Genomic DNA, 13385 nt, shown 5'->3' with positions numbered 1-13385 from the left:
TGACGCGGTGCGGTCTCAGCGCAGCGCGTGCTCGGCCACGAAGGCGCGCAGCGCCTGCTCGTCGTCGGCCATCTCGGTGACATGCTGCGGGGCAGCCATCATCTGCTGCAGCTCGGGCGAGAGGTCGAGGGTCATGCCGATGGCCTCGGTGATCGTCTCGGCGAACTTCTCGGGCTTTGCCGTCTCGAGCACGAGCATCGGCACGTCCTGCTCAACATGCTCGCGGGCCACCTTGACGCCGTCGGCGGTGTGCGGGTCGATGACCTCGCCGCACTCGTCGTACACGGCCCGGATGGTCGCCAGCCGGTCGGCGTGCGTGGAGGTTCCGCTGACGATGCCGAACTCGCTCTCGAAGCGGGGCTGCTCTGCCGAGAAGTCGAAGAAGCCCTCGCGGTCGAGCGCCTGCCACGCCTCGACGACACCCGAGGCGTCACGCCCGACGAGGTCGAACATGAAGCGCTCGAGGTTGGAGGCCTTCGAGATGTCCATCGACGGGCTCGACGTGGCGTGCGTGTCGGCGGCCGAGCGGGGGCGGTACACACCCGTGCGGAAGAACTCGTCGAGCACGTTGTTCTCGTTCGCGGCCAGCACCAGACGGCGCACCGGCAGCCCCATGCTCTTGGCGAAGAAGCCCGAGAGGATGTTGCCGAAGTTGCCCGACGGCACGGTGAACGACACCTCGAACCCGTTGCGGAACTCGGGCTCAACGCCGTCGGTCACTCGCAGCCACGCCCAGAAGTAGTACACGACCTGGGCTGCGATGCGGCCGAGGTTGATCGAGTTGACCGCGCCGAGGTTCTGGGCCCTCTTGAAGTCGATGTCGCCGGCGAGCTGCTTGACCAGGTTCTGGCAGTCGTCGAACACGCCGGCCACGGCGATGTTGTGCACGTTGGTGTCGTCGAGCGAGTACATCTGCGCGCGCTGGAAGGGGCTCATGCGCCCCTGCGGCGACAGCATGAACACCGACACACGCTCTTTGCCGCGCAGCGCGTGCTCCGCTGCCGATCCCGTGTCGCCCGAGGTGGCGCCGACGATGTTCAGCACGCGGTCCTGCTTCTCGAGCACGTACTCGAGCACCTGTCCGAGAAACTGCATCGCCATGTCTTTGAAGGCCAGCGTCGGCCCCTCTGACAGTCCGACCAGCGTGATGCCGCCGCCGATCGACCGCAGCGGCACGACCTCGTCGGGGAAGTCCGCGTACGCCGCGGCCGTCATGCGCGCGAGGTCCTCGCGCGGAATGTCCGTGGCGAACAGGCCGAGCACCTCGGTGGCCAGCTCGGGGTACGTCAAACCCCGCCACGAGGCGAGCGTCTCGGCATCCACCTGCGGCATCCGCTCGGGAACCGCGAGACCGCCGTCGGGCGCGAGCCCCTCGAGAAGCGTCTCGCTGAACGGCTGCGGCTGCATGCCGCCGCGGGTGGAGATGTACAACACGTGGCGCTCCTCGGGTCGACTGCTCGGGCTTACATTCTCGCAGGACGACGCCCGTGCGCAGTCCGGATGACGCCGCCCGCGCCCCACCCACCCCGTGAGAAACCATCTGCCGTGTGAGAAACCACGCCACACGTGGTTTCTCACACGGGAAGTGGTTTCTCAGCGGGCGACGGGCGCGGAGCGCGCGGGGTGTCACACTTCGGGGCGGCGATCCGACATATAGATGACGGCGGCACACAGGCCGCCCCGACGACCTGAGAAAGGGCGATCATGACCAGGATCGACATGGCACGCACGAACAAGCTCGGCTACGCGGCCGTACTGGGAATGGAGGCGTACTCGAGCAAGGCGGTCGACAAGCGCCTGTACGAGCTGATCAAGCTGCGCGCGTCGATCCTGAACGGCTGCGGCTTCTGCGTCGACATGCACGCGACGGCCGGGGCGAAGCACGGCATCCCGCAGCGCACGTTGCACGCGGTCGGGGCCTGGCAGCACGCCCACAACCTGTTCGAGCCGCGCGAGCTGGCCGCCCTCGCCCTCACCGATGCGGTCACGCAGCTCGGCCCCGACACGGTCACCGACGAGATCTGGGATGCTGCGGCCGAGCACTTCAGCGAGAGCGAGCTCGGCGGCCTCGTGATGGCGATCTGCACGATCAACGTCTGGAACCGCATCGCCATCGCCACGCAGATGCTGCCGCCGGTCGATGCGAAGCATCCGATCGCGTGAACGGCGGTAGCGTGGCGTGCATGACCGCCGCCACCGCCGCCGCCCGTGCTTGGGACGCCGAGCGCGGTCGCCTGATCGGGATCGCCTATCGGATGCTGGGAGACCTCGGCCATGCCGAGGACGTCGTCTCGGAGGTCGCGGTCGATGCGCTGACGACCGAGCGGGCGGATGCCGGCGCCGTGCGCTCGTGGCCGGCATGGCTGACCACGACGTGCGTGCGCCGCTCGATCGACCGGGTGCGGATGCTGTCTGCCGTGCGTGAGGACTACGTGGGTCATTGGCTGCCCGAGCCGGTGACCACAGACCGGCTGCCCGAAGACGCCGTCGCCGACCGCGAGATGCTGTCGTTGGCGTTGCTGCACGTGGCCGAGCAGCTGACACCCGAGGCGCGGGCTGCCGTCGTGCTGCATCGGGCGTACGCGATGACCGCCGTCGAGATCGGGAGCATTCTGCAGAAGTCCCCGGCCGCGGTGCGCCAGTTGATCTCACGCGGTGAGCGGCGGCTCGGTCTCGATGCGGATGCTCCCGCGCCGAAGCCCGCCGATCCCGTCGCTCTGTCGGCACTGGTGGATGCTCTGCGCGGCGGCGACCTGTCGACGCTGTTCGATCTGCTCACCGACGACGCGATCCTGTGGTCGGACGGCGGTGGGGTCGTCGGTGCCGCACTCAACCCGATCTTCGGCGCCGAGAAGGTGCGCCGGTTCTACCTGGGCGTGCTGCAGAAGGCCGCGGCCTACGATGCGGCGACGCCGTTCGCCCTCGATGTGATCGAGGTCAACGGCGAGCCGGCGTTCGCTCTGGCGCACTCGGGTCGCGTCGATGTGCTGACGCTGGAGTTCGACGGCGATGGCCGCATCTGCGGCATCCGACAGGTCTGCAACCCGCACAAGCTGCAGCACGCCTTCGTGAGACCTCATGCCGCGTAGGCGATGTGCACCTGCTTGATCTGCCCGTCGAAGGCGAAGGGCATCCGCTCGGCATACGTGCGCGAGACCGCGCCACCGTAGGCTCGGCCGACGTCGAGACAGTCGTTCGCCGAGAACAGCAACGGGGCGCTGACCGGCACCTGCCCTGTTGCCACCTCGGCGCCGTCCACCCGCATCGTCACATGCAAGGGGCCGCCGGGCCGTGTCTCAACGTAGCTCGTCTCGATCTCGACCACATGCTCTCCCGCGCCCAGCGGAGCGGCTGCCGTGATGACCGTGCGCTGCACGAGGAACAGGTTGTACTCGTACGTCAGCACACCCGCATCCATGAAACAGGTCAGTCCCCCACCCGCCCCGCCCAGCTTGTACAGCACCCCGCTTGCGCCATCCGGCACCGTCATCTCGATTGTGACCTTGTTCGGTCGATTCCCCAACGCGGGCGCGCAGAATTCCGGAACCCGCACCGTGTCGCCGTCCATCAGCCACTCGGTGTAAGGCGGGCTGATGCGGTCCTCGGGGTGCATCACCGGCACCCACAGCCCTCCACCGATGGGCAGCGCACCGTTGCGCGCCGCCTCGATCGCGAACAGTTCTTTCAGTTCGGCGAGCTTCTGCGGGTGCTCTGCCGCCAGGTCATGCGCCTGACTCCAGTCACTGTTGAGGTCGTAGAGTTCCCACCTGTCGTGATCGGGAGTCCACGTCCTGATCCCCTCCGGGGTACCCGGCACCCAGGGCAGACGCGGGCCGGTCGCGGAGGCCATCCACCCATCGGCGTAGATCGCCCGGCTGCCCATGATCTCGAAGTACTGCGCACGACGCCGGCCTTCGGCATCCGCATCATCAATCGCATACGCCAGGCTGACACCGTCGATCGGATCCTGAGGGATGCCGTTGACGATGTCGGGGGGCGAGATGCCGATGATCTCGTAGAGCGTCGGCACGATGTCGATCACGTGATGAAACTGTGTGCGTGGCACTGGATCAGGATTGATGCGGGCCGGCCACTGCACCAACAGCGGGTTGCGCGTGCCACCCAGGTGCGACGCGAGCAGCTTCATGCCCTTGTACGGTGACGACCCGGCCCACGCCCAGGCTGCGTGGTACTGGTTGTCGGTCGCGGGCGTGCCGAGCGCCTCCAGCCCGCCGAGTTCGTCAAGAGCGGCGAGGTGCTGATCGACGGTCGTGGGGATGCCGTTCTGCGCGAGCAACTCGCTGATCGTGCCGTTCTGTCCCTCGCCGGAGGAGCCGTTGTCCCCCCAGATGTACATCACGATCGTGTTCTCGTCGTAGCCGAGACGCTCGAGTTCGTCAAGAATCCGTCCGGCCTGCACGTCCGCGTGCTCGCCGAAGCCCGCGGCGACCTCCATCAGCCGAGTTTGGAACGCGCGCTGGTTCTCCGGAATGTCATCCCACGACGACATTCGCTCATCGCGAGGCGTGAGCTCCGCGTCCTGCGGCACCCAGCCGCTCTTCTTCGCTCCCTCGAACGCTCGCTCCCGGTAGACGTCCCAGCCGTCGTCGAACTCTCCGGTGTATCGATCAGCCCACTCCTTCATGATGTGGTGCGGCCCGTGGATGGCACCCGTGGCCCAGTACATGAAGAACGGCTGGTCAGGGGCGAGCGTCTTGTGGTCACGTAGCCAGCCGATCGCGTCGTCGGCGATGTCCTCACTGAGGTGATACCCCTCCTCGGGCGTCTTCGGTGGGAACACGACCGTGGTGTTGCGCACCAGATTCGGTTCGTACTGCGAGGCCTCACCAGCCAGGAATCCGTAGAAGTACTCGAAGCCGTACCCGGTCGGCCAGCGGTCGAACGGTCCCGCCTTGGTGGTCTCCTCAGCCGGGGTGTTGTGCCACTTGCCCCAGGCCGCGGTCGCGTAACCGTACTGCCGGAGCACTTCCGCCACGGTCGCGCTACTCTTCGGAATGTGCCCCGAATAGCCGTCCCAGTCGTTGGCCAGTTCGGCGATCTGCCCGTTGCCGACCCGATGGTGGTTGCGCCCGGTCAGCAGCGCGGCACGCGTGGGTGAACACATTGCGGTGGTATGGAAGCGGTTGAAGCCGACGCCGTTGGCCCGCACGCGGTCGAGCGTCGCCGTTCGAATCGCCCCGCCGAACGTTGTGGGAAGTGCCGGGCCTGCGTCGTCGATCAGGATGACCAGAACGTTCGGCGCACTCTCATGTAGATGCGTGGTGGGCGGCTGCGGTGTGTACGTGGATTCCTGGATGGTGCGTCCCGCAATGCTGCCGGATGCCCTCGGCGGGAAGGGCAGAGTGCGTGCTGGCGTCAACGGCACGCCGGTAACCGAAAGGTTCTCATCCATGTCCAGCTCCTCACCTCGTGGCGCCCGGCCGGCGTCCGAACGGGTCGGCTCTGCCCCGCTGGTCGGCACGGGCTTGGTCAGAGCATAAGGTCGGGGACACCGCGCATCAACGCGCGCTCATCCGCGATGGGCGAGGTCAGTACAGCTAGTCGAGCGGCATCGCGGATGCCCCGCTCTCCGACCTCGAGGATTCTCGCGCCGGGCAATGACGCCAGTACGGGTGAGTGCGTGGCGCAGAGCACTTGGCCCCGTCCTCGGAGATCCGTTGCAGCACGGAGATCAGCGCGAGCGTGGAATTGAACGACAGCGCTGCCTCTGGTTCGTCGAGGCAGTAGCAGCCCGGTTCATCGAACCGCGAGGCGAGCAGTGCGAGGAAAGACTCTCCGTGGCTCATCTCGTGATACCCGCTGTCGACGACATTACGTCGGGCTGTCCGGTCGGAGCAGCCCGTGACCGAACAGATCTCCCTTCGCCACGAGCCCGGCACCGAGCGCGCCGGGCGCATCGGACCCGCGCTGGTCGCGACGTCGCCTCAGACCAGTTCGGCGATGAGCTGCTCGATGCGGTGACGGATGTCGTCACGGATGGGGCGCACCGCATCGAGGCCCTGCCCGGCGGGGTCGTCGAGCTTCCAGTCTTCGTAGCGCTTGCCGGGGAAGAACGGGCAGGCGTCGCCGCAGCCCATGGTGATGACGACGTCCGAGGCCTGCACGGCCTCGGTGGTGAGTACCTTGGGCTGTTCGGCGGTGATGTCGATGCCGAGTTCGGCCATCGCCTGCACGGCGACCGGGTTGATCTGCTCGGCGGGCATGGATCCGGCCGAACGCACCTCGATGCGGTCGCCGGCGAGGTGGCGCAGAAAGCCGGCGGCCATCTGCGAGCGTCCGGCGTTGTGGACGCAGACGAAGAGGACGGAGGGCGTGGTCATCAGGACTCCTGTGCGTGGGTGAGGGTATCGACGAGGGTGCGGACGCGGGCGGCGATGTCGTCGCGGATCGCCGCGACGCCGTCGTCGGATGCCAGGGCGGGATCACCCACCGCCCAGTCTTCGTAGCGGATGCCGGGGATCACCGGGCATACGTCGCCGCAGCCCATGGTGATGACGACGTCGGCGGCCCGCACGGCGTCGTCGGTGAGGGGTTTCGGGAAGCGCGTATCGGCTGCGTCTGGCTCGATCTCGGCGAGCAGCGAACGCACCTGGGGGTGGATGCTGTCGGCCGGGCGCGAGCCGGCGGAGCGTGCGATCACCTTTCCGTCGGCGATCTGGTTGACCAGTGCCGCGGCGAGCTGCGAGCGCCCGGCGTTGGCGACGCACACGAACAGCACCTGCGGCGGACCGACCGCGCGGTCGCGCATCAGGTCGGCGAGGCGCTGGCGGGCGAACCGCTCGGTGAGCGGGATCAGCGCCGAGGTCACGCGGGCGGTGCGGGCGAGGGCGGTGTACGACTCGCGCACGGTGCTGAAGACGACGTCCGCGGCGAGCGCGGGCGTCTCTGCGGCCAGTTGCTCGGCGAGGTGGGTGACGCGGGCATCGAAGTCGGGGCGCGGTGCGTCGTCGGCAGCAGGCGCATCGGATGCCGGAGCAACCGCGGCCGGTGCGAACGAGTCGAGCAGCGCGGTGACGGCGGCACGCCGACCGGGAGTGATGCGGTACCAGACCCAGGTGCCGCGGCGTTCCGAGCGGAGCACGTCGACGTCTTTGAGCACCTTGAGGTGGTGCGAGATCGTCGGCTGCGAGACATCGGCGAGCTCGGCCAGGTCGCAGACGCACGACTCCCCACGCGGGTCGGCGGCGATGGCCGAGAGCATCCGCAGGCGCAGCGGGTCGGCCAGAGCTTTCAGCGTGGCGGCGACGCCCGCGGCGGCGTCCTGCCCGATGGCGTGCGTCGCGACGGGAGTGCAGGCGTCGAGGTCCTTGGGGTAGATCTTCACGAGGGTGTCCTCTCGGTCTGCGTGCGCGTGCCCGTGGTGGCGGGTGCGGCGATGTCGGCGCGGGGGTCGGTGCCGAACCAGTGGCGCGCCGCCCACAGTGAGACGTAGACGAGGCCGACGAGTACGGGAACCTCGATCAGCGGGCCCACCACTCCGGCGAGCGCCTGACCCGAGGCGGCTCCGAACGTGCCGATCGCGACGGCGATGGCGAGCTCGAAGTTGTTGCCGGCAGCGGTGAATGCCAGGGTCGTCGAGCGGGCGTAGCCCAGGCCGATCACCTTGCCGGTGAGCAGTCCCACGAACCACATGATCGCGAAGTAGGCCAGCAGCGGAACGGCGATGCGGGCGACATCCCAGGGCTGCGAGGTGATGCGCTCGCCCTGCAGGGCGAACAGCAGCACGATGGTGAACAGCAGGCCGTACAGGGCCCATGGGCCGACGCGCGGCAAGAAGCGCTGCTCGTACCAGTCACGCCCGCGGCGGCGTTCGCCGATGTACCGCGAGGCGAAGCCGGCGACGAGGGGAACCCCCAAGAAGATCAGCACGTTGAGGGCGATCTGGCCGATCGAGACGTCGAGCCCCTGGGTGTCGAGGCCCAGCCAGCCGGGGAGCACGGAGAGGTAGAACCAGCCGAGCAGCGCGAAGGCCACAACCTGGAATGCCGAGTTGATGGCAACGAGCACGGCCGCCGCTTCGCGGTCGCCGCAGGCGAGGTCGTTCCAGATGATGACCATGGCGATGCAGCGCGCCAGGCCCACGATGATCAGGCCGGTGCGGTACTCGGGCAGATCGGGCAGGAACGTCCATGCCAGCACGAACATCAGGGCGGGGCCGATCAGCCAGTTCAGCACGAGCGAGGAAATCAGCAGACGCTTGTCACCCGTGACCGCGGCGACCCGGTCGTAGCGAACCTTGGCCAGCACGGGGTACATCATCACCAGCAGGCCGAGGGCGATCGGGATCGAGATGCCGCCGATCTCGAGGCGCGCGAGCAGGTCGGAGATGCCCGGCACGAGGCGACCCAGCAGCAGCCCACCGATCATGGCGAGCGCGATCCACAGGGGCAGCCAGCGATCGAGCGTCGAGAGGCGGGGCACCGCCCGGCCCGACGAGGTGACTACGGCTTGATTCGACATGTTTCTATATTGATGCACGTCGAATCAGGCCGCAAGCTCAGGCGAGGGTGTTCACTGAATGGTCATCTCAGCACCGGATCGACCGAAGGACGAGTACCGAGCTGCAGCACGGGCGCCGGGGCGCAGCATCCGCCGACGCCAGAGCCGACCGCCTCGGTTCCATTGGCGGCGTCGTAGTCGCCCGCACCGCCGCACGCACCGGTCACGGGCAGCACCAGGTCGTTGCGCGCCGCCGCCTCGTGGTCTCCGGCGAGGTGCGCGACAACGCTGCGCACCTGCTCGAAGCCCGTCAGGGCGAGGAACGTGGGGGCCCGTCCGTACGACTTGGCACCGACGATGAAGAAGTCCTGCTCGGGCTGCGCGAGTTGACGTGCTCCGGTCGCCGAGACGGATCCGCACGAGTGCAGGTTCGGATCGATCTCGTCGGCGATGCCGGCCACGGCGTCGAGCGCCGGGTCGAGAGCGATGCGCAGTTCGCGCAGCATGCCGAGATCGGGCCGAAATCCGGTCAGGGCGAAGATCTGGGCGACGCCGGGGATCTCGCGACCGTCCTCTGCCCGGATCGTCAGCGGCGCACCAGCGGCGATCTCGGCGACGCGGAATCCGGTGACCACGTCGACGACGCCAGAATCGATCATCTTGCGCGCCCGCGATCCGAGCGCAGCGCGCCGCGGGAGCCCATCGCCGGCACCGCCGCCGTAGACGCCTTCGACGCCACCCCGACGGATCAGCCAGGTCACCCGGGTGCCGGGTGCGCGGCGGGCGAGCTCGCTCAGGCGCAGCACGGCATGGGTGGCGGAATGCCCCGCACCGACGACGACCGCATGCGTCCCGGCGAGCGCTGACACGTCATCGGGAATACGGTACGAGATCCGCTCCCCCGCCGCGATCTCGCCGATGGCAGGCAGTCCGTCCGCACCGGCAGGCCCGGGTGTCGACCAGGTGCCGCTCGCGTCGATGACGGCGCGCGCAGGCATCCGTTCCTCGCGACCCTCCCGGTCACGCGTATGCACCACGAAGGGCTGCTGCGCACGACCGCCGTCAACGACTTTGTCGCGCCCGACGCGGGCGACGCCGGTCACTTCGGTGCCGTACCGCACACGATCGCCGAGCGCCTCGGCGAGCGGGGCAAGGTAGTCCTCGACCCACTGCGCACCGGTCGGATATCCACGCTGGGGAGCCTGCCAGCCGCGGGGTTCGAGCAGTCGCCGCGAGGCGTCGTCGATCAGCTCCGGCCAGGCTGAGAACAGACGTACGTGTCCCCACTCGGCGACCGCCGCGCCGGCCCTGTCACCGCGCTCGATCACGAAGGCGTCAATCCCCCGCTCGGCCAGGTGGGCCGCAGCCGCGAGACCCTGCGGGCCCGCTCCGATGACGACGACGGGTAGCTCAGGCATGACAACTCCTCAGATCGATGTTCTTCGATATGAAAGCGTGCTCCTCCTATCGAAGAATGTCAATACGTGAGACACTGACCGCATGAGCCTCCCGATCGTCGCCGCCGATGCGCGTTGCTGCGTGCCCCGCGTCACCTCGCCGCTGGACGGCGAGGGAGCGGCACGGGCCGCGCGAACATTCAAGGCGCTCGGCGACTCGACGCGCGTCATGCTGCTCTCGCTGATCGCCGCGAGCACCGACGGCGAGGCGTGCGTGTGCGACCTCACCGAGCCGGTGGGGCTGTCTCAGGGCACGGTCTCGCACCACATGAAGATCCTCGCCGAGGCCGGTCTCGTCACACGCGAGCAGCGCGGCCGCTGGGCCTACTACGCGGTCAACCGCGAGGCGTTGGCATCGGCCGCAGACGCGCTCCGCCCCGCATGACGACGGGCCGCGCGTAGCAGCGGCATGTATGGCGACGCGCCCCGGCCGCATGGGCCGGGGCGCGTCTCGCGTCAGATCAGCGCGTCAGTTCTGTTCGCCGGCGAGTGCCATCTTGCGGTAGTGACGGTTGCGCGATCCGAGCAGGATGGATGCCACCGTCGCGGCCAGCACGGATGCCGCGAGGATCGCGACCTTCGCGTGGTCGTACGCCGGGCTGCCCGGTGCGAAGCTGAGCTCGGCCACCAGCAGCGAGACGGTGAAGCCGATACCGGCGAGCAGGCCGACGCCGGTGATGTCGATCCAGCGCAGCGACGGATCGAGATCAATGCGGCGGATGCGAGTGATCGCCCACGTGGCGAGGGTGATACCGATCGGCTTGCCCACGACGAGCGCGACGACGATGCCGATGACGATCGGATCGACGAACGCCGAGGCGATACCCTCCGCACCGCCCAGTGCGACCCCCGCCGAGAAGAACGCGAAGATCGGCACGGCGAATCCGGCTGAGAGCGGACGGAAGCGGTGCTCGAAGATCTCGGCGAGCCCCGGTCCCGCGTCTGGTCCACGGTCGGCGCGCTTGTGCAGTACCGGGATCGCGAAGCCCAACAACACACCGGCGATCGTGGCGTGAATGCCCGAGGCGTGGATGAACGCCCACGCGATGACGCCGATCGGCAACAGGATCAGCCATGCGGCCGACGGTCGCAGGTGGAAGAAGTCGCGGTAGCGCTGCGCGATCACGCCGTAGATGACGATCACGACGAGAGCGGCGACCAGCGGCAGCAGATCGATCGTCTCGGTGTAGAAGATGGCGATGATGCCGATGGCGATCAGGTCGTCGACCACCGCGAGAGTCAGCAGGAACACGCGTAGGGCGCTCGGCAGGTGCGAACCGATCAGGGCGAGCACGGCGACCGCGAAGGCGATGTCGGTGGCCGTGGGGATGGCCCAGCCGCGTGCGGCGTCGGGCGAGTTGGCGGCGATCGCGAGGTAGATGCCGGCGGGAACGATCACACCACCGATGGCGGCGACGATCGGCACCACGGCGGTGCTGAACTGGCGCAGATCACCCGAGACGAACTCGCGCTTGAGCTCGAGACCGACGAGGAAGAAGAAGATCGCCAGCAGTCCGTCAGCCGCCCAGGCACCGAGGCTCAGCTTGAGATGCCACGGCTCGTAGCCGATCTCGAAGTCGCGCAGGCTGAAGTAGGCATCTGACCACGGTGAGTTGGCGAGCACCAGGGCGATCGCGGCGAGGGCCACGAGCAGGATGCCGCCGACGGCTTCCTTACGCAGGATCTCGCCGACGCGCAGGGACTCATCTCGGGACGTGCTGGGGAAGATGTTGCGCATCTGCGCGAACCGGGAGGGCTTCTTGGCCATGATGAAGGAGTCCTTCGGGTGGGGGTAACGGACTTCGTCGACCAGACTTCCCGACACGCCGTGTTCTATCGTACGGGGTCGAGCGGCAGCATCCGACCTCGGCCGGCCATCCCGTGGAGGCCGGCCGAGGTGATCGTCAGGAGCTGCCGACGGTGGAGTCGAGCTTGGCCATCACCTGATTGATCGTGAACGACGCCGACTTCTGCCGCGGCGGGAACTCGACGAGCGTCCGCAGCATGTGCGCCACATAGGCCTGTGCGGGCACGAACAGGAAGACGTGATCGAGCACCCAGTCCCAGTAGGTGTTCGAGGTGATGTCGGCCCGTTCGTACGGGTCGGTGCGCAGGTTGAACAGCTTCGGAAAGCGCAGTTCGATGTACGGTTCCTGCCAGATGCTCAACGTGCCGACGGCGCGCTGCTCGAGGAACACCAGCTTCCAGTTCTCAAAGCGCAGCGCCGTGAGATCGCCGTCATCCGAGACGTAGAAGAAGTGCCGACGCGGGCTGTGGTCGGCGGCGCCGGTGATGTAGTCGAGCTGATTGAGCCCGTCGAGGTGCACTCTGAAGTCGGTTCCGTGCAGTTCGGTTCCGGCCTTGAGCCGGTCGGCGATGTCGTCGTCGCCGATGGCCGCGAGCAGGGTGACGAACCAGTCGTTGTGGCTCACGATCCCGTTCAACGTCGTGCCGGCCGGGATGTGTCCGGGCCAGCGCACCATGGCGGGCACCCGGTATGCACCCTCCCAGTTGGAGTTCTTCTCATTGCGGAACGGCGTCATACCGGCGTCCGGCCAACTGTTCATGTGCGGGCCGTTGTCGGTGGAGTACATCACAATGGTGTTCTCGGCGAGCCCGAGTTCATCGAGAAGGTCGAGCAGGCTGCCCACGAGGTCGTCATGATCGAGCATCGTGTCGTGGTAGTTCGACTGCCATCGCCCGGCGCGTCCCTTGCTCTCGGGTTTGGTGTGCGTGCGGAAGTGCATGTGCGTCGAGTTGAACCACACGAAGAACGGGGTGTCGTCGTCGGCCTGCCGACGGATGAAGTCGGCGGCGGCGTCGCGGAACTCCTCATCGACCGTCTCCATGCGTTTCTTGGTCAGGGGTCCGGTGTCTTCGATGCGCTGGGTGCCGTCGGCGTTCGCCCAGGAGCGCAGCACGCCGCGCGGGCGGAACCGCTCGGTGAACCCCGGGAACTCCTCGTCGGTCGGATAGTCCGGGTGCTCGGGCTCCTCTTCGGCGTTGAGGTGGTACAGGTTGCCGAAGAACTCGTCGAAGCCGTGTGCGGTGGGCAGGTGCTCGTCGCGGTCGCCGAGGTGGTTCTTGCCGAACTGTCCGGTGGCGTAGCCGTGATGCTTGAAGGCGTCGGCGAGCGTCGGGTCCTCGGGCTGAAGACCGAGCTTCGCCCCGGGCATCCCGACCTTGGTGAGCCCCGTGCGGTACGGATTCTGGCCGGTGAGGAACGCGGCGCGGCCCGCCGTGCAACTCTGCTCGCCGTAGTAGTCGGTGAACTTCACACCCTCGTCGGCGATGCGGTCGATGTTGGGCGTGCGATAGCCCATCAAGCCATCCGAATAGGTGCTGAGGTTCGAGATCCCGATGTCATCACCCCAGATGATGAGAACGTTGGGTTTGTCGGCCATGGTCACTCCTCGCGTCGGTGCGTGCGGTGTCATAGGGTCCTTCGAGCGCAAGTAAAGCAGGGCG

At 67.7% G+C, this 13385-nt stretch carries 11 protein-coding genes; 3 read left to right on the top strand and 8 right to left on the bottom strand.

The genetic code is table 11. The features are described from left to right. Window positions 1-15 precede the first annotated feature (15 nt). The gene (gene thrC / locus PTQ19_RS02550; protein WP_274368338.1) at window positions 16-1434 is read right to left on the bottom strand and encodes a threonine synthase; all 1419 of its coding nucleotides are present in this window, start codon (window positions 1432-1434) and stop codon (window positions 16-18) included. 285 nt (window positions 1435-1719) lie between these two features. Between thrC and PTQ19_RS02545 the strand changes: the two genes are divergently transcribed. Further along, complete coding sequence (locus tag PTQ19_RS02545; RefSeq protein WP_274368337.1) at window positions 1720-2163, top strand: carboxymuconolactone decarboxylase family protein; 444 nt, start codon at window positions 1720-1722, stop codon at window positions 2161-2163. A 20-nt stretch (window positions 2164-2183) separates the two neighbouring features. Then, window positions 2184-3089, top strand: coding sequence for a sigma factor (locus tag PTQ19_RS02540; protein WP_274368336.1), 906 nt, complete (start codon window positions 2184-2186; stop codon window positions 3087-3089). Here PTQ19_RS02540 and PTQ19_RS02535 read toward each other — a convergent pair. The 5 genes from PTQ19_RS02535 to PTQ19_RS02515 all read right to left on the bottom strand — a co-directional run bounded on the left by PTQ19_RS02535 (window position 3077) and on the right by PTQ19_RS02515 (window position 9878). Further along, window positions 3077-5413 (bottom strand): arylsulfatase, encoded by a 2337-nt coding sequence (locus PTQ19_RS02535; protein WP_274368335.1) that lies wholly within the window; start codon window positions 5411-5413, stop codon window positions 3077-3079. The genes PTQ19_RS02540 and PTQ19_RS02535 overlap by 13 nt on opposite strands. A 532-nt stretch (window positions 5414-5945) precedes the next feature. Further along, on the bottom strand, window positions 5946-6341 hold the full coding sequence (locus PTQ19_RS02530; RefSeq protein ID WP_206550520.1) for an arsenate reductase ArsC: 396 nt from the start codon (window positions 6339-6341) through the stop codon (window positions 5946-5948). After that, window positions 6341-7345 carry a metalloregulator ArsR/SmtB family transcription factor gene (locus PTQ19_RS02525; protein ID WP_274368334.1) on the bottom strand — a complete coding sequence of 335 codons (1005 nt, stop codon included), beginning with the start codon at window positions 7343-7345 and terminating at the stop codon, window positions 6341-6343. Before PTQ19_RS02525 ends, PTQ19_RS02530 begins: the two co-directional genes overlap by 1 nt. Further along, window positions 7342-8481 carry an ACR3 family arsenite efflux transporter gene (arsB, locus tag PTQ19_RS02520; protein WP_274368333.1) on the bottom strand — a complete coding sequence of 380 codons (1140 nt, stop codon included), beginning with the start codon at window positions 8479-8481 and terminating at the stop codon, window positions 7342-7344. Before arsB ends, PTQ19_RS02525 begins: the two co-directional genes overlap by 4 nt. Window positions 8482-8543: 62 nt before the next feature. Next, window positions 8544-9878 (bottom strand): FAD-dependent oxidoreductase, encoded by a 1335-nt coding sequence (locus PTQ19_RS02515; RefSeq protein ID WP_274368332.1) that lies wholly within the window; start codon window positions 9876-9878, stop codon window positions 8544-8546. Between the two features lie 82 nt (window positions 9879-9960). On the opposite strand from PTQ19_RS02515, the gene PTQ19_RS02510 reads away from it, so the two are divergent. Then, entirely contained in the window at window positions 9961-10302 is a 342-nt protein-coding gene (locus PTQ19_RS02510; protein WP_274368331.1) for an ArsR/SmtB family transcription factor, read from the top strand. A gap of 84 nt (window positions 10303-10386) precedes the next feature. Here the strand turns inward: PTQ19_RS02510 and nhaA are convergent, their stop codons facing one another. Both nhaA and PTQ19_RS02500 read right to left on the bottom strand, forming a co-directional pair. Further along, window positions 10387-11655: a Na+/H+ antiporter NhaA gene (gene nhaA / locus PTQ19_RS02505; protein ID WP_274369016.1), complete on the bottom strand. Its 1269-nt coding sequence runs from the start codon at window positions 11653-11655 to the stop codon at window positions 10387-10389. Between the two features lie 166 nt (window positions 11656-11821). Further along, a complete protein-coding gene (locus PTQ19_RS02500) occupies window positions 11822-13321 on the bottom strand; it encodes an arylsulfatase (RefSeq protein ID WP_274368330.1) in 1500 nt (499 codons plus the stop codon). Window positions 13322-13385: the final 64 nt, after the last annotated feature.

The sequence above is a fragment of the Microbacterium esteraromaticum genome, from assembly GCF_028747645.1.
GTDB lineage: Bacteria > Actinomycetota > Actinomycetes > Actinomycetales > Microbacteriaceae > Microbacterium > Microbacterium esteraromaticum_C.
The sequence above is the reverse complement of the archived record's forward strand: the minus strand, read 5'-3'. Positions and strand labels throughout refer to the sequence as shown.

Bases quoted from the DNA above. Each gene is read 5' to 3' on its own strand.
- nhaA (WP_274369016.1), bottom strand. From the start codon at position 11,655: ATGCGCAACATCTTCCCCAGCACGTCCCGAGATGAGTCCCTGCGCGTC.
- PTQ19_RS02530 (WP_206550520.1), bottom strand. From the start codon at position 6,341: ATGACCACGCCCTCCGTCCTCTTCGTCTGCGTCCACAACGCCGGACGC.
- PTQ19_RS02535 (WP_274368335.1), bottom strand. From the start codon at position 5,413: ATGGATGAGAACCTTTCGGTTACCGGCGTGCCGTTGACGCCAGCACGC.
- PTQ19_RS02540 (WP_274368336.1), top strand. From the start codon at position 2,184: ATGACCGCCGCCACCGCCGCCGCCCGTGCTTGGGACGCCGAGCGCGGT.
- PTQ19_RS02510 (WP_274368331.1), top strand. From the start codon at position 9,961: ATGAGCCTCCCGATCGTCGCCGCCGATGCGCGTTGCTGCGTGCCCCGC.
- PTQ19_RS02515 (WP_274368332.1), bottom strand. From the start codon at position 9,878: ATGCCTGAGCTACCCGTCGTCGTCATCGGAGCGGGCCCGCAGGGTCTC.
- PTQ19_RS02545 (WP_274368337.1), top strand. From the start codon at position 1,720: ATGGCACGCACGAACAAGCTCGGCTACGCGGCCGTACTGGGAATGGAG.
- PTQ19_RS02500 (WP_274368330.1), bottom strand. From the start codon at position 13,321: ATGGCCGACAAACCCAACGTTCTCATCATCTGGGGTGATGACATCGGG.
- arsB (WP_274368333.1), bottom strand. From the start codon at position 8,481: ATGTCGAATCAAGCCGTAGTCACCTCGTCGGGCCGGGCGGTGCCCCGC.